Source organism: Streptomyces sp. JH14, assembly GCF_029428675.1.
In the GTDB taxonomy this organism is placed as follows: Bacteria; Actinomycetota; Actinomycetes; order Streptomycetales; family Streptomycetaceae; genus Streptomyces.
Genome location: NZ_JAJNEL010000001.1, coordinates 2,077,010 through 2,097,122 on the forward strand (window position 1 = coordinate 2,077,010; position 20,113 = coordinate 2,097,122).

Below are 20,113 nucleotides of genomic sequence, written 5' to 3' on the forward strand. Positions count from 1 at the left end.
CGTGAGGTCACCGGCGGATCAGGCCGTCGGTTCCGTGTTTCCCGTCGCTTCCACCGCGCCGCCGAACCGCCGGTCGCGCTGGGCGTACTCCAGGCAGGCCCGCCACAGATCGCGGCGGTCGAAGTCCGGCCACAGCACGTCCTGGAAGACCATCTCCGCGTACGCGCTCTGCCAGATCAGGTAGTTGGACGTGCGCTGTTCGCCGCTGGGGCGGACGAAGAGGTCGACGTCGGGCATGTCCGGGTAGTAGATGTACTTCGCGAAGGTCTTCTCGTTGACCTTCGCGGGGTCCAGCTTTCCGGCCGCGACGTCCTCGGCGATGCGCTGCGCCGCGTCGGCGATCTCGGCCCGGCCGCCGTAGTTGACGCAGAAGTACAGCGTCATCTTGTCGTTGTCCTTCGTCTGCTCCTGGGCGACCTGGAGCTCCTGCACGACGGACTTCCACAGCTTCGGCATCCGGCCCACCCAGCGGATGCGGATGCCCAGTTCGTCCATCTCGTCACGGCGGCGGCGGATGACGTCCCGGTTGAAGTTCATCAGGAACTTCACTTCTTCCGGCGAGCGCTTCCAGTTCTCGGTCGAGAAGGCGTACAGCGAGAGGTTCTTGACTCCCATTTCGATGCAGCCCTTGAGCACGTCCATGACGACGCCCTCGCCGACCTTGTGGCCCTCGGTGCGCGGGAGGCCGCGCTCCTTGGCCCAGCGGCCGTTGCCGTCCATCACGACGGCGACGTGCTTGGGCACCAGCTCGCCGGGGATCTTCGGCGGCGTGGCACCGGACGGGTGCGGCTCGGGGGTCTTGTAGTCGCGCCGGTTACGGCCACCGAGGATCCCGCGTACTGCCATGAGCTGTCTCGTCTCCCTGTGCGTGCTGTGCCTGTGCGTGTGGTGCCTGTGTGCTGAGCGAGCCTGCGCCGTGCCGTTGTCACTTCTCCACGTATCGCAGCGAGCGCAGTCCGCGCTCCAGATGCCAGTGCAGATAGGCGGACACCAGCCCGCTCGCCTCCCTGACATGCCGTGCCTCGCACGCGTCCGCCGTCTCCCAGTCACCGGTGAGCAGCGCGCTCAGCAGGCCGACGGCCTCAGCCGAGGGTACGACGCTGCCGGGCACCCGGCAGTCGCCGCATATGACGCCGCCCGCCGCCATGGAGAAGAAACGGTTCGGTCCGGGCATTCCGCACTTCGCGCAGTCCTTGAAACTGGGTGCGTAGCCGTTGACGGCGAGGGAACGCAGCAGAAAGGCGTCGAGGATCAGGTGCGGCGCGTGCTCCCCGCGGGCCAGGGTGCGCAGCCCGCCGACGAGCAGCAGATACTGCTGGACCGCGGGCTCGCCCTCATGGTCGGTGAAGCGCTCGGCGGTCTCCAGCATCGCGGTGCCCGCGGTGTACCGGGCGTAGTCGGCGACGATGCCGCCGCCGTACGGCGCGATCGTCTCGCTCTGGGTGCAGAGCGGCAGACCGCGGCCGATCAGCTCGCTGCCGCGGGCGAAGAACTGCACGTCCACATGGGAGAACGGTTCGAGGCGGGCGCCGAACTTCGACTTCGTGCGCCGCACACCGCGTGCGACGGCCCGCACCCGGCCGTGGCCGCGGGTCAGGATCGTGATGATCCTGTCGGCCTCGCCCAGTTTCTGCGTGCGCAGCACCACGCCGTCGTCCCGGAACAAGCTCATGCGTCCATTCTCCTGTACGCAGCCACCGCGGCGGGCCCGCCCCCGAAGACCGTCCGGTTCGGCTTCCGCCCGCCGGTACCGCGAGCCCCGGCCCGTACGCCACGATGACCGGCCGCACCCGGTCCCGGGCACCCGGCTCGCCCCTGATCCCGCGCCGGCCCGTGACGCCGCTGCGGGGCGGCGCAGGGCGGTCCGGACCGTCTCCCGGACCCGGGAGCGGGCTATGGCTGCCGGCGGGGCCGTGCAGCCCTCCTGTCCGGCCGCCCGGGGGCAGCACGCGCCTGGGACCGCCCGGTCACGGCTGTGTGCCGACGCTGTGCGTCACGGCCCTCATCGCGGGCGCCGGGGTCACGGGGAGCAGCCGCTCACACCGGCACGCCGGGCGTCCGCGAACAGTCGCTCAGGACGGCATGCGCGCCGCCTCGGCGAGCAGCCGGGCCGTGTCGTCCGCGCAGAGCTGGAGCGCCGCACCGACCGTGGTCAGCACCTCGCGCTCCGCCTGGCTGTACGGCCCGTCGGCGAGCGCGATCCTGGCGCCCTGCAGCAGGATCGACTCGCGTCCGGTAGGCGCCAGATGCGGGGCGAGGGGTTCCAGCGCCTCGTGGAGTTCGATGGCGAGCGCGGCACCGCACGCCTCGGCCGCGGCGTCGAAGGCGGAGCCGTGCCCGATGTCGGCAGCGAGGACCTCGACGACGGTGGAGAGCTGGTCCTCCGTGCAGTCGTCGAACCCGGCGCCGCGCACGGTGGCCACCGCGGTCTCCAGCACCGTGCGCGAGGTGGCGCCGCCCGCGGCGAGGACGCCGAGGGTGACGGTGTGGACGGCGTCCCGGAGCATCGCCGAGAAGCGGGTGGTGGTGGGGTGGTCGAGCGCGTCGGTGTCGAAGTGGGTCCGGCAGGCGGCACATTCGACGACGGGCCCCACGGTGCCGCGGCGCAGCACCGGCACGCCGAGCACGGCGAAGCGGCGACGGCCGGTGAGACGGCGGTAATTGCGGTCGCCGCCGCAGCCGGGGCAGAAGAACTCGCCGTCGGCGACGGTGTCCCAGACAGTGCGGATGCCGCAGATACGCAGCTTTGTGGCGCGTTGTCCCAGGGCTGACCGCACGTCGTACACCTCCGTAACGCTCCGGCAACATTGCCGTGTTGACGTGATGTTAACCACAGTCGTGATGTCACGTCAGCACCTCGATCGTCACAACCGCCCGGAGATGGCCGAACCCCGCCCCCCATGAGCCGGGGGACGGGGTTCGTCGATCATGTGACACTGCGCCCTGACGGGCGTCCGGTCAGCGGGTCGCGCGGTTGACCGCGGAGACGACCGCCTTCAGCGAGGCCCGGGTGGTGTTGGCGTCGATGCCGATGCCCCACAGGACCTTTCCGTCGATCGCGCACTCGATGTACGAGGCGGCCTGGGCGCTGGCACCCTCGCTCATCGTGTGCTCGGTGTAGTCCAGCAGACGGACGTCGATGCCGATGGCCTGCAGCGCTTCGAAGAACGCGGAGATCGGGCCGTTGCCGGAACCGGTCAGCACGGTGTCCGCGCCGTCCACGGTCGCGTCGACGGTGATCGTGTCCCGGCCGTCGGAACCGGTCGTCGTCTGACCGGAGCGGATCTGCACGCGGCCCCAGGCGTTCTCCGGGTTGGGCAGGTACTCGTCCTGGAACGTGGACCAGATCTGCGTCGGCGTGACCTCGCCGCCCTCGGCATCGGTCTTGGCCTGAATGATCCGGGAGAACTCGATCTGCATCCGGCGCGGCAGGTCCAGCTTGTGGTCGTTCTTCAGGACGTAGGCGATTCCGCCCTTGCCGGACTGCGAGTTGACCCGGATGACGGCCTCGTACGAGCGGCCGACGTCCTTCGGGTCGATCGGCAGGTACGGCACCGCCCACTCGATCTCGTCGACGGTCTTGCCCTGGGCGGCCGCGTCGGCCTCCATGGCGTCGAAGCCCTTCTTGATGGCGTCCTGGTGGGAGCCGGAGAAGGCGGTGTAGACCAGGTCGCCCGCGTAGGGGTGGCGCGGGTGGACCTCCATCTGGTTGCAGTACTCGCTGGTGCGACGGATCTCGTCGATCTGCGAGAAGTCGATCTGCGGGTCGACGCCCTGCGAGAACAGGTTCATGCCCAGCGTCACCAGGTCGACGTTGCCGGTGCGCTCGCCCTGGCCGAACAGGCAGCCCTCGATCCGGTCCGCGCCGGCCATGATGGCCAGTTCCGCGGCGGCGACGGCGGTGCCACGGTCGTTGTGCGGGTGGACCGACAGGCAGACGTACTCGCGGCGCGACAGGTTGCGCGACATCCACTCGAACCGGTCCGCGTGCGTGGACGGCGTCGAACGCTCCACGGTGGCGGGCAGGTTGAGGATGATCTCGCGGCCCTCCTCGGGCTGCCAGACGTCACAGACGGCCTCGCAGACCTCCAGGGCGAAGTCCAGCTCCGTGTCGGTGAAGATCTCCGGGCTGTACTGGTAGCCGAAGATCGTCTCGTCGCCCAGGATCTTCTCCGCGTACTCCATCACCAGGCGGGTGCCGTCCACCGCGATCTGCTTGACCTCCTCCCGCGAACCGCGGAAGACCACGCGGCGGAAGGTGGGGGCGGTGGCGTTGTACAGGTGCACGGTGGCGCGGTGTGCGCCGCGCAGCGACTCGACGGTCCGCTCGATCAGTTCCTCGCGGGCCTGGGTGAGGACGGAGATCGTCACGTCCTCGGGGATCGCGCCCTCTTCGATGATGGAGCGGACGAACGCGAAGTCGGTCTCGCCGGAGGACGGGAAACCGACCTCGATCTCCTTGTAGCCCATGCGTACCAGCAGGTCGAACATCTCGCGCTTGCGGGCCGGCGACATCGGGTCGATCAGTGCCTGGTTGCCGTCGCGCAGATCGGTGGACAGCCAGCGCGGCGCCACGGTGATCCGGTTGTCCGGCCAGGTGCGGTCGGGGATCTCGACGGCCTCGTAGCGGCCGTACTTGTGGATCGGCATCCCGGACGGCTTCTGCATCGCAGTGGCGTTGGTGATCGGCGTGGGGCGGCCGACGGAGTTCTCAGCGGCGATCCGAGCGGGATTCACGGCGGTCATGACGTAGGGCTCCTCGGGGTCCAGCAACGGGACGGCCGACTGTGTCGCTGCAACGCCAGACTCCGCGGGGAGGGGGTCGGCCTACGACTACAGGCCCTCGCCGCGGCAGCTAAGAAGAAGCAGCCCGAAACGCATGATGCGCCGAGACTAACCGAGAGGCGCCTGGGACGTCGGTCCGTATCAGTATGCGGGACCGAAGACCGGTAACGGGTAAAGAGTGATCAATCACTCCATTTCATCAATCCTGCTGTCAGCCAGTGACACGACGGTGACGCAATGCCACAGTCGAACCCATGCAGCCTCGACCTCAGCACGGGTTCCGTCCCGTCTTCTGCACGATCGTGCCGCCCCATGTTCTCGACAAGCTGGCGCAGTCCGACGACCCCGATCTCGCCGGTCCGGCCCGCCGCACACTGGAGGGCGACGCCGCGCGGCGCACGCGCCGCCAGATGACCACCCTCGTCCCGTCCGTGCGCACCGTGCCCGTGGGGGCGGAGTCCGACAAGCCCGAGCGCACGCTGTACGACTGCCGGCACGGCACGCAGCTGCCGGGCTTCAAGGTCCGCTCCGAGGGAGAGCAGCCGACGCAGGACGCCAGCGTCAACCGCGCGTACGCGGGGCTCGGTGCCACCTTCGAACTGCTGCTCAAGGCATACGACCGCCGTTCGATCGACGGCAACGGACTGCCGCTCATCGGCTCCGTGCACTACGACGAGAAGTACAACAACGCCTTCTTCGACGGCCAGCAGATGGTCTTCGGCGACGGGGACGGCGAGATCTTTCTCGACTTCACCGTCGCCATCGACGTGATCGCCCACGAACTGACACACGGACTGACCCAGTACACGGCCAACCTGAGCTACTTCGGCCAGTCCGGCGCGCTCAACGAGTCCATGTCGGACGTCTTCGGCTCCCTGGTCAAGCAGTATTCGCTGGGCCAGACCGCCGACCAGGCCGACTGGCTGATCGGCGCCGGACTGCTGGCCCCCCGGGTACAGGGCGAGGCGCTGCGCTCGATGAGGGCACCGGGAACGGCGTACGACGACGATGTGCTCGGCAAGGACCCGCAGCCCGCGTCGATGGAGGACTACATCCACACCACCGAGGACAACGGCGGTGTACACCTCAACTCCGGCATCCCGAACCGCGCCTTCTGCCTGCTGGCCACGGCGCTCGGCGGCAACGCGTGGGAGCGGGCGGGCCAGCTCTGGTTCGACGTACTCACGGGCGGCAGGCTGGCCGCGGACGCGGACTTCTCGGACTTCGCCCGCCTGACGGTCGAGGCGGCCCGGGACCGCTACGGCGAGGGCGACGAACGGGAAGCGGTCCGGAAGGCATGGTCGGAGGTCGGCGTGCCGTCCGCGTAGGCCTCTTGCGGCCCCGGCCATAGGCTGCGTACCCCCGGCGGAGGAGGAACCATGCGGATCCAGGTACGTCGCACCGGCGGATTCGCCGGCATCGCACGCCACTGCGAGGTCGACACCGCGGGCCGGGCCGACGCGGCCGAGTGGGAGGCCCTGGCCCAGGCGGCGCTCGCGGACGGCCGGGCCGGCGCGCCGACCGGGGTGCCTGACGGCTTCCAGTACCGGATCACGGTCGGTGACCGCACGGTCCACTGCGCGGATCCGCACCTGACCGACGCCCAGCGCGCCCTGATCTCACGCGTCCTCAAGGAGGGCGCGTGAGACGGGTGCGCGGCTGAACGGGCCGGCGGCGTCCGGACCGACCGGGTCCCGAGCGTGCGCAGCTGCTCCGGACCCATCCCCACGGCCGCCCTCACGCCCTTCGGCCCCAGGAGGCCTCAGCGGCTTCGGGCAGCTGCGCCGGCCTCCGGTCACCGGACGGGGCGGCTCTCAGAACCCGAGCTTGCGCAGCTGCTTGGGGTCGCGCTGCCAGTCCTTGGCGACCTTCACATGCAGGTCCAGGAAGACCGGCGTACCGAGCAGCGCCTCGATGTGCTTGCGCGACTTCGTGCCGACCTCCTTCAGCCGCTGGCCCTTCGGGCCGATGATGATGCCCTTCTGGCTGGGCCGCTCGATGTAGACGTTCGCGTGGATGTCGAGCAGCGGCTTGTCCGCGGGCCGGTCCTCGCGCGGCAGCATCTCCTCGACGACGACCGCGATGGAGTGCGGCAGCTCGTCGCGTACGCCCTCGAGCGCGGCCTCACGGATCAGCTCCGCGACCATGACCATCTCGGGCTCGTCGGTGAGGTCGCCCTCCGGGTAGAGCGGCGGGCTCTCGGGCAGCAGCGGGGCGATCAGATCGGCCAGCAGATCGACCTGCTTGTCCTTCACGGCGGAGACCGGAATGATCTCGGCCCACACGAGGCCGAGCTCCTCGCCGAGGCGGGAGACGGCGAGCAGCTGTTCGGCGAGCTGCTTCGAGTCGACCAGGTCGGTCTTGGTGATGATCGCGATCTTCGGGGTCTTCTTGATGCCCGCGAGTTCCTTGGCGATGAACTTGTCGCCGGGACCGAGCTTCTGGTCGGCGGGCAGGCAGAAGCCGATGACGTCGACCTCGGCCCAGGTGGTGCGGACCACGTCGTTGAGCCGCTCGCCCAGCAGGGTGCGCGGCTTGTGGAGACCTGGGGTGTCGACCAGGATCAGCTGCGCGTCTTCGCGGTGCACGATGCCACGCACCGTGTGCCGGGTGGTCTGGGGCCGGTTGGAGGTGATTGCCACCTTCTGACCGACCAGAGCGTTCGTAAGGGTGGACTTGCCCGCGTTGGGGCGGCCCACGAAGCAGGCGAAGCCGGCCCGGTGGGGGGCGTTGTTCTCAGCCTGCTGCGCAGCAGCTTCTGGGTTCGGTCGAGCGCTCATGGCGCCCATTGTCCCCGATCCCGGGGGTCCCGCCGCACAGTGGGCCGCCTGACCGCTCGCCGGGCGTCGTCCCGGGCCGTACGGACACGGCTCGGCGGGCACCGGTCCACGGATGTGGACGCTGCGCGGGAGGGGCTTCGCCCTCCCGCCCGATGTCAGCCGGCCGTCACGCTGACCCGCAGCACACCGTCCGGCCCGGCCAGCAGCACCGGGGTGGCCGGGCCGCCCAGGTCCCGTACCGCCGCCCGGTCCGCATCCGACGGGGCCTCGGCCTCGGAGACGATCGCCGCCGCTTCCAGAGACGTGGCACCGCTGGCCACCGCCATCGCAACGGCGGTCTGCAGGGCGCTGAGCTTCAGCGACTCCAGCTGAACGGTGCCCGCGACATACGTACGTCCGGTCTCGTCCCGCACGGCCGCACCCTCCGGTACACCGTTGCGGGCGCGGGCGCTGCGCGCCAGAGTGACGATCTTGCGGTCCTCGGGGCCGAGGTCGGTGCTCTCAGTCATGTGCCGAGCATACGAACCGGCCGGACGGGAAAGGCACGCGGGCGGCCCCCCGATCCTGACGCAGCCGGCCCGGCACCCGCCGACCGGGGCCCTGTCCCGGCCCGCCCGGCGTTCGAGCCCCGGGGTCCGGGGAGGAGTCCACGAGAATCCGGCCCGCCCGGCGTGTGAGGACCACGGGCACGGGGCCCGGCCCCGGTGCCGGAGGGTGCGGGCAGGGGAACTACCCCCGGTCCAGCCGCAGCCGCTCGGCCCGCGGCAACCCCGCCACCACCAGGTCGTACGAGTCCTCGATCAGCTCCCGCAGCACCCGCCCCGGCACCCCGGACACCGTCACCGTGTTCCAGTGCCGCTTGTTCATGTGCCAGCCCGGCACGATCGCCGCGTACTCCTCCCGCAACCGCACCGCGTCATCCGGATCGCACTTCAGATTGACCGTCAGCGGCCGCGCGTCCAGCGTGCTCAGGGCGAACATCTTGCCGAGCACCTTGAACACCGAGGTCTCCGGTCCGAACGGAAACTCCTCGACGCTCGCGTTGAAGTCCAGACAGAACGCCCTCAGCTCCTGGGGAGTCACTCCGTCCTCGCCCCTTCCGGCCCCTGGGGCTCCTGCGGTTCCTCCGGCTCCACCAGCACCGTGACGATCTTGTTCCGACGTCCCGCCGGAGACTCCGCGGTCAGCCTCAGCCGGCGCCCGTCGGGAAGGTCCACGACCGATGACGCCCCGGCGATCGGTACCCGGCCCAGCGCCTTCGCGAGCAGCCCGCCGACCGTTTCCACGTCCTCGTCGTCGTACTCGTCGAGGCCGAACAGCTCCCCGAGGTCGCCGATGTCGAGTCGGGCGGTCACCCGGAAGCAGCCGTTCTCCAGCTCCTGGACGGGCGGGAGTTCACGGTCGTACTCGTCGGTGATCTCACCGACGATCTCCTCCAGGATGTCCTCGATCGTGACGATCCCCGCCGTACCGCCGTACTCGTCGATGACGACGGCGACATGGCTTCGGTCCTGCTGCATCTCGCGCAGCAGATCCCCGGCGTTCTTCGTGTCCGGCACGAACGCCGCCGGACGCATCGCCGTGGACACCAGATCCGCTTCCGACTCCCGGTTGATGTGCGTCTTGCGGACGAGGTCCTTGAGGTAGACGATCCCCACGATGTCGTCCTCGTTCTCCCCGGTGACCGGGATCCGCGAGAACCCCGAGCGCAGAGCCAGGGTCAGCGCCTGCCGGATCGTCTTGTACCGCTCGATGCAGACCAGGTCCGTCCGCGGCACCATCACCTCGCGTACGAGCGTGTCGCCGAGCTCGAAGACGGAGTGCACCATGCGCCGTTCATCGTCCTCGATCAGCGACTCCTGCTCGGCGAGGTCGACCATCGCCCGCAGTTCGGCCTCGCTCGCGAACGGGCCCTTGCGGAACCCCTTGCCGGGTGTGAGCGCGTTGCCCAGCAGGATCAGCAGCTGCGGGATCGGGCCCATGATCCTGGCCAGCGGCAGGAGCACGTACGCCGCCGCCGTCGCCGTGTTCAGCGGGTGCTGCCGGCCGATGGTCCTCGGCGAGACCCCGATGGCGACGTACGAGACGAGGACCATCACGCCCATCGCGACGGCCAGCGCCTCCCAGGTCTCCCGGAACTCCTGCAGGCAGGCGTACGTGACGAGCACCCCCGCCGCCATCTCGCAGGCGACCCGCACCAGCAGCGCGACGTTGAGATAGCGGGTCGGGTCCGCCGCGACCTGCTCCAGCTTGTCGCTGCCACGGCGCCCGGACCGGACCGCCTCGGCGGCCCGGAAGCTCGACGTCCGGGCGATGCCCGCCTCGGCGCACGCCGCGAGCCAGCCGACGACGATCAGCAGGCCGGCTCCGGTGATGAGGGGGACGCTCACGACACGGTCGGGGCGGGCGACGGACCGGTCAGGCCGTGTTCGGCGCGCCAGCCGTCGACGATCGCCGCCTGGAGGCCGAACATCTCGGCCTTCTCGTCCGGCTCCTCGTGGTCGTACCCCAGCAGGTGCAGCACGCCGTGGACGGCGAGGAGCTGGAGCTCCTCGTCCATGGAGTGCTGCGTCGGCGCGTCCTCGCCCTGCTTCTTCGCCACCTCCGGGCAGAGCACGATGTCGCCGAGGAGCCCCTGCGGGGGCTCCTCGTCGTCCTTGGCCGGCGGACGCAGCTCGTCCATCGGGAAGGACATGACGTCCGTGGGACCCGGCAGGTCCATCCACTGGACGTGGAGCTGCTCCATGGCGTCGGCGTCCACCACGATCACCGAGAGTTCGGAGAGCGGGTGGATCCGCATCCGCGCGAGCGCATAGCGGGCGATGTCGAGGATCGCCTGCTCGTCGACCTCGGTTCCGGACTCGTTGTTGACGTCGATCGACATGGTGCGCTGCGACTACTTCCCGTTGTGGCTGTCTCGGTTGTCGTACTTCTCGTATGCGTCGACGATACGGCCGACCAGCTTGTGCCGGACGACATCCTGGGAGGTGAGCCGGGAGAAGTGCACGTCCTGGACGCCCTCGAGGATGTCCTGGACCTGACGCAGACCGCTCCGCGTCCCGTTCGGCAGGTCGACCTGGGTGACGTCACCGGTGACGACGATCTTCGAGTCGAAGCCGAGGCGGGTCAGGAACATCTTCATCTGCTCGGCGCTGGTGTTCTGCGCCTCGTCGAGGATGATGAACGCGTCATTGAGCGTGCGGCCACGCATATAGGCCAGCGGCGCCACCTCGATCGTGCCCGCCGCCATCAGCCGCGGGATCGAGTCGGGGTCGAGCATGTCGTGCAGCGCGTCGTAGAGCGGCCGCAGGTACGGGTCGATCTTGTCGAAGAGCGTGCCGGGCAGGAAGCCGAGTCGCTCGCCGGCCTCGACGGCGGGCCTGGTCAGGATGATGCGGTTGACCTGCTTGGACTGCAGGGCCTGGACCGCCTTCGCCATGGCGAGATACGTCTTGCCGGTGCCCGCGGGTCCGATGCCGAAGACGATCGTGTGCTTGTCGATGGCGTCGACGTACCGCTTCTGGTTGAGCGTCTTGGGGCGGATCGTGCGGCCGCGGCTGGAGAGGATGTTCTGGGTGAGCACCTCGGCGGGTGTCTCGCCCTGGGGCTCCCCCTGACCATTGCCGCTCGCCCGGAGCATGGCGATCGAGCGTTCCACTGCGTCCTCCGTCATCGGCTGCCCGGTGCGGAGCACGAGCATCATCTCGTCGAACAAACGCTGGATCAGGGCGACATCGGCTGCGGCGCCCGTAGCCCTGATCTCGTTGCCCCGGACATGGATATCGGCCGCCGGGAACGCCGTTTCGATCACGCGCAGTAGCGAGTCGCCCGATCCCAGGAGCATCACCATGGGGTGCGCGGCAGGGATCCTGATCTGGGCACTGGCCTGCGGCTGTGTGGGTGTCTGAGTCATGGGCCGGCCCTCAGGCCTGCACATACCTCCCGTTGCAGGGTTCTCGCTGCTCGACAACCTCTGGATTACCAAGCGTACGACTCCGCACCGACAACACCGAGAGCTTTTTCGCACGCACGTACACCGCTGCGCGCGTACACCGTTGCGCGCGTACACCGCTGCGTACGCCCGCCCCGCCCGACGCCCACCCGTCCGGCCGTCACGCCGGGCGGCGGAAGCCGATCGTCGGTACGGCCCGGCGCAGCGGCCAGGGCCGGGCGGCCGCGGGCAGCAGGCTCTCCAGGAACGCGTACCGCTGCAGCGCCGCCGGTTCCTGGCTGTCGCAGGTGCGGACCTGCTGCCACCAGGCGGCGATCTCCGCCCAGCCCGGCGCCGAAAGGGACCCGCCGAACTCCTGGACGGAGAGCGCCGCCGTCAGTCCGGCGAAGGCCAGCCGGTCGGCCAGCGGCCAGTCCGCCAGGGTGCCGGTGACGAATCCGGCGACGAAGACGTCACCCGCTCCGGTCGGATCGAGTGCCTCGACCTCGATCGCGGGCACCTCGGCGGTGACGCCGGTGGCGGCGTCCACCGCGTACGCGCCCTCCGCGCCCAGCGTGACGACAGCGAGCGGTACCCGTTCGGCCAGGGCGTGGGCGGCGGCGCGCGGGCAGTCGGTGCGGGTGTAGCGCATCGCCTCCTGCGCGTTGGGCAGGAAGGCCTGGCAGTGCTCCAGGTCGGGAAGCGCGTCCAGGTCCCAGCGGCCGGTCTCGTCCCAGCCGACGTCGGCGAAGATCCGGGCGCCATGCCGGGCGGCGGTGGCCACCCACGGTTCGCTGCGGCCGGGGACGAGGGAGGCGACGGCTGCGCGGGCGCGCGGCGGACAGTGCGGGAAGGTCCGGTTCGCGGGGGCGGCGGGCGGCGGGGCCTCGTGCCCGTGCGAGACCATCGTCCGTTCGCCCTCGTACGCCATCGAGACGGTCACCGGCGAGTGCCAGCCGCGGACGGTGTGCGACATGGAGAGGTCGATGCCCTCACCCTGTTCGAGGGCGTCCCAGCAGTACTCCCCGTAGTGGTCGTCGCCGAATGCCGCGGCGAGCGAGGTGTGCAGTCCGAGCCGGGCCAGTGCAGTGGCCATGTTGGCAACGCCGCCGGGGCTGGAACCCATGCCGCGCGCCCAGGACTCGGTGCCGCGCACCGGGGCGCTGTCCAGTCCGGTGAAGACGATGTCGAGGAAGACCGTGCCGGTGAGGAACACATCGCAGTCGGGATCCTGCGGGGCGCGCAGCCCGTCCAGTGGGTCGATGTCTGGAATATCTGTGCTCACCTTGCACTCCCCGGTCGTGGCAGATCCGGTCAGTGTGCCCGATGTGCGTACGCATCCGGAGGGTTCGCGCCGCCGTGCCGGAGGGCGTGCGCCGGTTCTGTATGCAAGGGCGCTGACCTGCGTAAACATTCGCCGATACCCGGCGCGTAAGACCGTAAACACATAAGTGACGTAGATCACACAGAGGCGCCTTTCGGTCAGCCGTGCGCACTTGATACAAATTGGCGCGCGAGCGCCGCCATCGACGTGTGCGCCGCCTCCCCCCGTATTTTCCCTCATTGCCCTCCCCTGCCTTCTTCGGCATGTCTTCAGGAACGCCCATGTCCTCGCGCCCTCGCGCCGCATGGCCCCTGGTCGCCGTGTTCACCGCCGGTTACCTCGCTGCCTATCTGCTCCCCACCCTTGTCGGCCGTCTCTCCACCCATCTGGGGCTCAGCCCGGCCCAGGCCGGGCTGATCGGCAGTGCGCTGTTGCTGAGTTCGGCCACGGCCGGGTTCTCGCTGGCGGGCCGGGTCGAGGTGTACGGGCTGCGGGGACCGGCACGGATCGGGCTGGCCCTGGCCGTCCTGGGGTACGGCTGCGCCGCACTGGCGGGCTCCGTGCCGCTGGTCGTCCTGGGCGCGATGATCGGCGGCCTGGGCTCCGGTACGGCGACGGCGGTGGCCGCGGCCGGTATCGCCGCGCAGCGCGATCCGCACCGCACCTCGTCCCTGGGTCTGCTCAGCGTCTCCGCGACCGCGGGCGCCCTCTATCTGACGATGCCGCACCTGGGCGGCGGTCACCGGCTGCCGTTCGCCTCGATCGCACTGGTCGCCCTGCTCGTCTGGCCCGCCACCGCGCGGCTCGACGGCTCGGCGCACACCGGTGCCGGCGCGCCCGCCTCCGGCCGGCTGCCGCACCGCCGCTCCGGTCTGGTGCTGGCGGGCGGCATGCTCGTCTGGTCCATGGCGCAGAACGCGCTGTGGGGGGTCAGCAGCCGGATCGGGGTGGTCCAGGCCGGGCTCTCCGAGGTCACCGTCGGCGCGGTGTTCGCGGCCGCGCTCGGCGCCGCGCTGCTCGGTGTGATGGGCGCCGGGGTGCTCGGCGCACGGCTCGGCCGGGCCGTTCCGATCGGTCTCGGCACGGTGGTCATCGCGGCCAGCATCGTGGTCAGCTCGTCGGCGGACGGGCTCGGTTCGTTCGCCACCGGCGAGATCACGTGGAACACCGTCTACCCGGTGGTCCTGTCGTATCTGATCGGTCTGGCCGCGGCCCTGGACGTACGCGGACGCTGGGCGGTCCTTGCGGGCTCCGCGTCGTCCGTCGGCGTGGCCTGCGGCCCGGTCCTCGGCAGTGTGCTGTCCGAGCTGGCCGGCTATCCGGCGATGGGGCTGGTCCTGGGCGCCGTGACGCTGCTGGTCGCCGCCCCGGTCACGGCCGTCGCGCTGCACACCGGTGGCCGTCCGCTGGTGCCCGGTTCGGTACGCCGCCGCGGTGGCGCACCCGCGGCCCTGCTCGCCGCCACCACCGGCACGCTGCCCGGTGCGGTGCCGAAGCTGGGTGCGCCCGAACAGGCCGTCGCGGAGATCAGCATGCCCGCGCTGCGCCGCAGGCGCCTGGGCAGGAACGCGTTCCGGACGGCCGGTCCTTCGGGTGCGGGCGGTCAGTCGAACGCGTACGCCTCGACCTCGGACAGATAGCGCGCCCTGCGCTCCTCGTCGTGGTCGAGGAAGGCCGCCTCGAAGGAGTTCCTGGCCAGCGTGCGCAGCTGTTCGCGCTCCAGGCCGAGCGCCTCGTGGACGGCGTGGAAGGTGTCTCCGACGTATCCGCCGAAGTAGGCGGGGTCGTCGGAGTTCACCGTGCAGTGCAGTCCGGCGTCGAGCATGGCCCGCAGCGGATGCTGCTCCAGGGTGTCGACGGCGCGCAGCCGTACGTTGGACAGCGGGCAGAGGGTGAGCGGCACCCGCTCGGCGACGAGCCGCTTCACCAGCTGCGGATCCTCCATGCAGCGCAGCCCGTGGTCGATGCGTTCGACGCCGAGCACGTCGAGTGCCTCCCGGATGTACTCGGGCGGACCCTCCTCGCCGGCGTGGGCGACCTTCCGCAACCCGAGTGCCGCGGCCGCCTCGTACACCTCGCGGAACTTCGCGGGCGGGTGCCCGACCTCCGCCGAGTCGAGGCCCACGGCGCTGATCCGGTGCAGGTACGGCGTGGCGGCGTCGAGGGTCTCCAGGGCCGATGCGGCGGACTGGTCGCGCAGAAAACACATGATCAGCTGGGTGGAGATGCCGTGCTCCTCCTCGCTGCGGTCGAGCGCCCGGCCGAGTCCCTCGACGACGGTGCCGATCGGGACGCCGCGGGCGGTGTGCGCCTGCGGGTCGAAGAAGATCTCCGCGTGACGGACGCCCTGAGCGGCCGCGCGGGTGAGGTAGGCGTCGGCGAGCTGCTCGAAGTCGTCCTCGGTGCGCAGGACGGCCATCAGCGCGTAGTACAGGTCGAGGAAGGTCTGCAGATCGTCGAAGAGGTAGGCGGTGCGCAGCTCTTCGGTGTTCGCGTACGGCAGCTGCACGCCGTTGCGTGCGGCGAGGGCGAAGGCCAGCTCGGGTTCGAGGGTTCCTTCGATGTGGAGGTGGAGTTCGGCCTTGGGGATGTGCACGGTTTTCTCACTCACGGATGGCGGTGCGGTCACTGCTGTTGATGGCGGGTGGGGACGGGAACGCTTATCAGGTCCTGGGCGATGGTCAGTTCGCCCTCGAACCCGGCGGCGCGCGCCTGGTCCGCGAAGTCGTCCGGTTCCGCGTACCGCTGCGAGAAGTGCGTCAGTACCAGATGCCGTACGCCCGCGTCCCGGGCCACCCGGGCGGCCTGGCCCGCGGTGAGATGACCGTGGTCGGTGGCGAGCCGTTCGTCCTCGTCGAGGAAGGTCGACTCGATGACCAGCATGTCGCACCCCTCGGCCAGCGTGTACACGCCGTCGCAGAGTCTCGTGTCCATGATGAACGCGAACCGCTGTCCGCGCCTGCGCTCGGAGACCTCGTCGAGACCGACCCCTCGCAGCGACCCCTCGCGCTGGATCCGTCCGACGTCCGGCCCGCTGATGCCGTGCTCGGCGAGCCTGGCGGGAAGCATGCGCTGCCGGTCGGGCTCGACGAGGCGGTAGCCGTACGACTCGACGGGGTGCGAGAGCTTGTGGGCGTACAGGGTGTACGCGTCCGTCTCGTCGACGATCCCGTCGGCGGCGACCGGGGCCTCGGCCAGCTCGACGGACTCGCGGTAGGCGGTCGCGTACCGCAGCCGCTCGAAGAAGTGCCGGCCGCTCGCCGGGTAGTGCGCGGTGACGGGGTGCGGGACCTGGTCGAGGTTGATCCGCTGGATCACGCCCGCCAGGCCGAGGGAGTGGTCGCCGTGGAAGTGCGTGACGCAGATCCGGTTGATGTCGTGCGCGGCGACGCCGGCCCGCAGCATCTGGCGCTGGGTGCCCTCGCCCGGGTCGAAGAGGATGCCCTCGCCGTCCCAGCGCAGCAGATAGCCGTTGTGGTTGCGGTGCCGGGTGGGCACCTGACTGGCGGTGCCGAGGACGACGAGTTCGCGTACGGACATGGTGCGGTGGCCCGTTATCCGGGGGGCCACTGCATCCCGCGGCCGCCCAGGACGTGGGCGTGCGCGTGGAAGACGGTCTGTCCGGCGCCGCTGCCGGTGTTGAAGACGACCCGGTATCCGGTGTCGGTGATCTTCTCGTCGGCGGCCACGTGCCCGGCCTCACGCAGTATGTCGGCGGCGATCTGCGGTTCGGCGGCGGCAAGGGTGGCGGCGTCCCGGTGGTGGACGCGAGGGATGATGAGAATGTGGGTGGGGGCCTGGGGGTTGATGTCGCGGAAGGCGACGGTCGTCTCGGTCTCGCGGACGATGGTTGCCGGGATGTCTCCCGAGACGATCTTGCAGAACAGGCAGTCGGACTGCGGTTCTCCCGCCATGGCCGGGCTCCTCGGTCGCGTGGTTGATCTCTACACCGGCATGCTATCCGGCGGGGGTGCGCGGTCGGCGAGGCTGTGGGAGCGGGGCGGGCGCGCCTTCGGCGCCCCGCCCCGCCCGCCTACTCCGGCAGTCCCGGTGCCGTCTTCGCCGGGGTCCGGGCCAGCCCCTCCAGCGCGATCCGGATCGCCGCGTCCAGCTGCGGATCACGCCCCGCCGCATGGTCCTGCGGCGCCGTCACGACCTCCACGTCCGGATCCACCCCGTGGTTCTCCACACCCCAGCCGTACCCCTCCAGCCAGAACGCGTACTTGGGCTGCGTGACCGACGTGCCGTCAACCAGGCGGTACCGGCTGTCGATGCCGACCACACCGCCCCAGGTCCGCGTACCGACCACCGGCCCGATCCCGAGCGCCTTGATCGCCGCGTTCACGATGTCGCCGTCCGAGCCGGAGAACTCGTTCGCCACGGCCACCACCGGTCCGCGCGGCGCGTCTCCGGGGTAGCTGTACGGCTGCATGCCGCGCGGCAGGTCCCAGCCGACGATGCGGCGGGCCAGCTTCTCCACCACCAGCTGCGAGGTGTGGCCGCCGCGGTTCTCCCGCACGTCCACCACCAGCCCCTCACGGGCCACTTCGACCCGCAGGTCCCGGTGGAGCTGCGCCCAGCCGTAGCCGACCATGTCGGGGACGTGGAGGTAGCCGAGACGGCCACCGGACTGCTCGTGCACGTACGCCCGCCGGTCCGCCACCCACGCGTGGTAGCGCAGCGCCTCCTCGTCCGCGGTCGGCACGACGACGACATGACGCAGGTTGCCGCCGTCCGCCGGTGCGACGGTCAGCTCGACCGGCTTCCCGGCCGAGCCGGTGAGCAGCGGTCCGGGCCCGGTCAGGGGGTCGATCTCCTGGCCGTCGACGGCGAGGATCGCGTCCCCGACGCGGACCGCCACGCCGGGCGCGGCGAGCGGCGAACGGGCTGCCGGGTCGGAAGTCTCGGACGGCAGGATCCGGTCGATGCACCAATCGCCTTCGTCCGTACGGGAGATGTCGGCCCCGAGCAGCCCCTGCCGGGTCGCGTCGTCGTGCCGGCCGCCCGGCGGCGTCACATACGCGTGCGAGGTGCCGAGCTCACCCTGCACCTCCCAGAGCAGGTCGACGAGGTCGTCATGGGTGGCTACGCGCGCCAGCACCGGCCGGTAGCGGTCGAGGACCGCGTCCCAGTCGACGCCGCCCATGTCGGGCCGCCAGAAGTTGTCGCGCATGATGCGGCCGGCCTCGTCGTACATCTGGCGCCATTCGGCGGCAGGTACGACGGTCCGGCGGATCCGGGAGAGGTCGACGGTGACGTTGGTGTCGCTGCCTCCGTCGTGGTCGTCGTCGGAGCCCGCCGGAACGCGGCTGTCCGCGGGCACGACGCGCAGCTTGCCCCGGGTGTGCAGGACCAGCCTCCTGCCGTCGCCGCTGACGGCGAACCGGCTGACGTCGGAGGCGAGTTCCTCGCCGCGCAGCTTCTCCAGGTCGTACCGCTCCAGGACGGTCTCCGGCCCCCGGTCGTCCGGCGTCGCCGCTGAGGTACCGAGCACCCCGGTCACCGGGTGCCGCAGCCACAGCAGTCCGTCCTTCGCCGCGCGCAGCATGGAGTAGCGGGCGGCCTCGACGGGCAGCGGCACGATCCGGTCGGCGAGCCCCTCGAGGTCGATACGGGTGACGGGCAGCGCGGTCGGGTTGTCCTGGTCGCCGTCGCCGGAGCCCTTCTCCTTCTCGGCCGGGCGGCCGTGGCGCTGCGGCCCGAACGGGGACGGTGTGGTGGCCGCGAGCGTCAGCAGGTGCGGGCGGCAGGCACCGACGAAGGCCAGGTCGAAGACGTGCGCGTCGTAGACCGGGTCGAAGGCCCGCTCGGAGAGGAAGGCGAGGTGCTTGCCGTCGACGGTGAACGCCGGGGCGTAGTCGCGGAAACGGAGCGGCGTGGCTTCGGCGACCGACAGATCGGCGAGGTGTGCGAGCTTGAGCTGGCGCAGCGGGTCGGGCCCGGGGTGCGACCAGGCGAGCCAGGCCGAGTCGGGCGAGAAGACGAGCCCGGAGGCGTCGCCGTGGTCGCTGCGGTCGACCTCGTGGACCTCGCCGCTCTCCTGCTCGACGATCATGATCCGGCCGTCGTGCGAGGCGACGGCGAAGCGGCTGCCGTCGGGGGCCGCCGCCAGGTCGAGCACCCTGCCGAGCCGGCCGGCGGCGAGCCGGCGTGGTACGGCGCCGGGTGCGGTCCCGGTGGCGGGCGCGCACTCCAGGGCGTCGTCGCCCTCCGCGTCGGTGACCCAGACGACGTGCTGCTCACCGTCGGCCTGGAAGGTACGGGGCAGCCTGGCCCGCACACCGGGTTCGACGGCCAGCGCGCGGGCCGGGCCCTCGCGGTGGGTGACCCAGTGGACGGCGCCGCGCGTCCCGACGGCGCTCCCGCGGCCGGTACGGTCCGGGGACGCCGAGTCGAGGTGGCTCCCGGCGTGGACGGAGTGCGGCTGGAGGTCGGCGCGCTGGCCGCCGAGGCGGATGTCGAGGCGGCGCGGTGCGGCTCCTTCGAGGTCGTCGAGCAGCCACAGCTCACCGGCCGAGGCGTAGCTGACGCGGGTGCCGTCGGTCGTGGCGTGGCGGGCGTAGAAACCGTCGACCGCGGTGTGCCGGCGCAGGTCGGAGCCGTCGGGGAGCGAGGAGTAGAGCGCGCCGACGCCTTCGTGGTCGGAGAGGAAGGCGAGCCGGTCGCCGACCCACATCGGGCATTCGATGTTGCCGTCGAGGTCCTCGTGGATCCGTACGAACTCCGCGGCGCCGTCCGGTCCCTGGCCTTCCCCGGGTGCGTGCGCGAGCCACAGCTTGCCCGCCGTGCCACCGCGGTAGCGCTTCCAGGTGGCGGCCTCGCGCCCCATGGTGGCCGAGAGCAGCAGGATCCGTCCGCCGGGTCCGTACGCGAGGGAGCCGACCGGTCCGTACGGCAGGGTCCGCGCGGGCCCGCCGTCGACCGGGAGGGCCCTGGCCCAGCTGCGGCGCAGCGACACCTGTCCCTGGGTGCTGATGACCAGGACGTCGCCGTCGGGGGTCCAGCCGCGTACGGAGGTCCGGGCGTCCCCCCCAGTACGTCAGCCGCTTCGCAGGCCCGCCGTCGACGGGTGCGAGGTGCACCTCGGGGGCGCCGTCCCGGGTGGACGTCCAGGCGACGTGGGTGCCGTCGGGCGATATGCGTGGCTGGCTGACGGGTCGGTTGTCGGCGCTGACCCGCCAGGCGCGGCCGCCGTCGAGCGGCGCCAGCCAGACATCGTCCTCGGCGGTGAAGGCGATCAACTCGCCCTGGACATGGGGGTACCGGAGATAGGCAGGCTGTGTCACATCGATC

At 70.9% G+C, this 20,113-nt stretch carries 17 protein-coding genes and 1 pseudogene; 3 read left to right on the top strand and 15 right to left on the bottom strand.

The window, feature by feature from the left end; translation table 11 throughout:
* Positions 1-18: 18 nt before the first annotated feature.
* From LRD69_RS09430 to leuA, 4 genes are all read right to left on the bottom strand, one after another.
* On the bottom strand, positions 19-846 hold the full coding sequence (locus tag LRD69_RS09430; protein ID WP_277326106.1) for an isoprenyl transferase: 828 nt from the start codon (positions 844-846) through the stop codon (positions 19-21).
* A 79-nt stretch (positions 847-925) separates the two neighbouring features.
* A complete protein-coding gene (gene recO / locus LRD69_RS09435; RefSeq protein WP_277326107.1) occupies positions 926-1,672 on the bottom strand; it encodes a DNA repair protein RecO in 747 nt (248 codons plus the stop codon).
* A 400-nt stretch (positions 1,673-2,072) separates the two neighbouring features.
* Positions 2,073-2,777, bottom strand: a complete 705-nt coding sequence (locus tag LRD69_RS09440) for a TerB family tellurite resistance protein (protein WP_277326108.1) — start codon at positions 2,775-2,777, stop codon at positions 2,073-2,075.
* A gap of 181 nt (positions 2,778-2,958) precedes the next feature.
* Positions 2,959-4,746, bottom strand: a complete 1,788-nt coding sequence (leuA, locus tag LRD69_RS09445) for a 2-isopropylmalate synthase (RefSeq protein WP_277326109.1) — start codon at positions 4,744-4,746, stop codon at positions 2,959-2,961.
* A gap of 293 nt (positions 4,747-5,039) precedes the next feature.
* Here leuA and LRD69_RS09450 point away from each other — a divergent pair, with 293 nt between their 5' ends.
* Complete coding sequence (locus tag LRD69_RS09450) at positions 5,040-6,113, top strand: M4 family metallopeptidase (RefSeq protein ID WP_277326110.1); 1,074 nt, start codon at positions 5,040-5,042, stop codon at positions 6,111-6,113.
* A 51-nt stretch (positions 6,114-6,164) separates the two neighbouring features.
* Positions 6,165-6,431 (top strand): protealysin inhibitor emfourin, encoded by a 267-nt coding sequence (locus LRD69_RS09455; RefSeq protein ID WP_277326111.1) that lies wholly within the window; start codon positions 6,165-6,167, stop codon positions 6,429-6,431.
* A gap of 168 nt (positions 6,432-6,599) precedes the next feature.
* Here the strand turns inward: LRD69_RS09455 and era are convergent, their stop codons facing one another.
* From era to LRD69_RS09490, 7 genes are all read right to left on the bottom strand, one after another.
* Positions 6,600-7,574 (bottom strand): GTPase Era, encoded by a 975-nt coding sequence (era, locus tag LRD69_RS09460; RefSeq protein ID WP_277326112.1) that lies wholly within the window; start codon positions 7,572-7,574, stop codon positions 6,600-6,602.
* A 146-nt stretch (positions 7,575-7,720) separates the two neighbouring features.
* Positions 7,721-8,074: a cytidine deaminase gene (locus tag LRD69_RS09465; protein WP_277326113.1), complete on the bottom strand. Its 354-nt coding sequence runs from the start codon at positions 8,072-8,074 to the stop codon at positions 7,721-7,723.
* A 220-nt stretch (positions 8,075-8,294) separates the two neighbouring features.
* Positions 8,295-8,648: an MmcQ/YjbR family DNA-binding protein gene (locus LRD69_RS09470; protein WP_277326114.1), complete on the bottom strand. Its 354-nt coding sequence runs from the start codon at positions 8,646-8,648 to the stop codon at positions 8,295-8,297.
* Positions 8,645-9,955 (bottom strand): hemolysin family protein, encoded by a 1,311-nt coding sequence (locus LRD69_RS09475; protein ID WP_277326115.1) that lies wholly within the window; start codon positions 9,953-9,955, stop codon positions 8,645-8,647. The genes LRD69_RS09470 and LRD69_RS09475 overlap by 4 nt, the downstream gene beginning before the upstream one ends.
* A complete protein-coding gene (gene ybeY, locus LRD69_RS09480; protein ID WP_277326116.1) occupies positions 9,952-10,449 on the bottom strand; it encodes an rRNA maturation RNase YbeY in 498 nt (165 codons plus the stop codon). Before ybeY ends, LRD69_RS09475 begins: the two co-directional genes overlap by 4 nt.
* Positions 10,450-10,461: 12 nt before the next feature.
* A complete protein-coding gene (locus LRD69_RS09485; protein ID WP_277326117.1) occupies positions 10,462-11,478 on the bottom strand; it encodes a PhoH family protein in 1,017 nt (338 codons plus the stop codon).
* Between the two features lie 199 nt (positions 11,479-11,677).
* A complete protein-coding gene (locus LRD69_RS09490) occupies positions 11,678-12,781 on the bottom strand; it encodes a PfkB family carbohydrate kinase (RefSeq protein ID WP_277326118.1) in 1,104 nt (367 codons plus the stop codon).
* Between the two features lie 320 nt (positions 12,782-13,101).
* On the opposite strand from LRD69_RS09490, the gene LRD69_RS09495 reads away from it, so the two are divergent.
* A complete protein-coding gene (locus LRD69_RS09495; protein ID WP_277326119.1) occupies positions 13,102-14,460 on the top strand; it encodes an MFS transporter in 1,359 nt (452 codons plus the stop codon).
* On the opposite strand, the gene LRD69_RS09500 is transcribed toward LRD69_RS09495, so the two are convergent.
* The 4 genes and pseudogenes from LRD69_RS09500 to LRD69_RS09515 form a co-directional block, all read right to left on the bottom strand.
* Entirely contained in the window at positions 14,424-15,416 is a 993-nt protein-coding gene (locus tag LRD69_RS09500; RefSeq protein WP_277326120.1) for an adenosine deaminase, read from the bottom strand. The two genes, LRD69_RS09495 and LRD69_RS09500, sit on opposite strands and share 37 nt — an antisense overlap.
* A 29-nt stretch (positions 15,417-15,445) precedes the next feature.
* Positions 15,446-16,360, bottom strand: coding sequence for a ribonuclease Z (locus LRD69_RS09505; RefSeq protein ID WP_277326121.1), 915 nt, complete (start codon positions 16,358-16,360; stop codon positions 15,446-15,448).
* A 14-nt stretch (positions 16,361-16,374) separates the two neighbouring features.
* Entirely contained in the window at positions 16,375-16,734 is a 360-nt protein-coding gene (locus tag LRD69_RS09510; RefSeq protein ID WP_277326122.1) for a histidine triad nucleotide-binding protein, read from the bottom strand.
* Between the two features lie 119 nt (positions 16,735-16,853).
* Positions 16,854-20,106: pseudogene (locus tag LRD69_RS09515) on the bottom strand (S41 family peptidase).
* Between the last annotated feature and the right edge of the window lie 7 nt (positions 20,107-20,113).

Excerpts from the sequence above, each read along its gene's own strand:
- era (WP_277326112.1), bottom strand. The coding sequence starts at position 7,574 with ATGGGCGCCATGAGCGCTCGACCGAACCCAGAAGCTGCTGCGCAGCAG.
- LRD69_RS09430 (WP_277326106.1), bottom strand. The coding sequence starts at position 846 with ATGGCAGTACGCGGGATCCTCGGTGGCCGTAACCGGCGCGACTACAAG.
- LRD69_RS09450 (WP_277326110.1), top strand. The coding sequence starts at position 5,040 with ATGCAGCCTCGACCTCAGCACGGGTTCCGTCCCGTCTTCTGCACGATC.
- LRD69_RS09455 (WP_277326111.1), top strand. The coding sequence starts at position 6,165 with ATGCGGATCCAGGTACGTCGCACCGGCGGATTCGCCGGCATCGCACGC.
- LRD69_RS09495 (WP_277326119.1), top strand. The coding sequence starts at position 13,102 with ATGTCCTCGCGCCCTCGCGCCGCATGGCCCCTGGTCGCCGTGTTCACC.
- leuA (WP_277326109.1), bottom strand. The coding sequence starts at position 4,746 with ATGACCGCCGTGAATCCCGCTCGGATCGCCGCTGAGAACTCCGTCGGC.
- LRD69_RS09510 (WP_277326122.1), bottom strand. The coding sequence starts at position 16,734 with ATGGCGGGAGAACCGCAGTCCGACTGCCTGTTCTGCAAGATCGTCTCG.
- LRD69_RS09505 (WP_277326121.1), bottom strand. The coding sequence starts at position 16,360 with ATGTCCGTACGCGAACTCGTCGTCCTCGGCACCGCCAGTCAGGTGCCC.
- LRD69_RS09465 (WP_277326113.1), bottom strand. The coding sequence starts at position 8,074 with ATGACTGAGAGCACCGACCTCGGCCCCGAGGACCGCAAGATCGTCACT.
- LRD69_RS09485 (WP_277326117.1), bottom strand. The coding sequence starts at position 11,478 with ATGACTCAGACACCCACACAGCCGCAGGCCAGTGCCCAGATCAGGATC.
- recO (WP_277326107.1), bottom strand. The coding sequence starts at position 1,672 with ATGAGCTTGTTCCGGGACGACGGCGTGGTGCTGCGCACGCAGAAACTG.
- ybeY (WP_277326116.1), bottom strand. The coding sequence starts at position 10,449 with ATGTCGATCGACGTCAACAACGAGTCCGGAACCGAGGTCGACGAGCAG.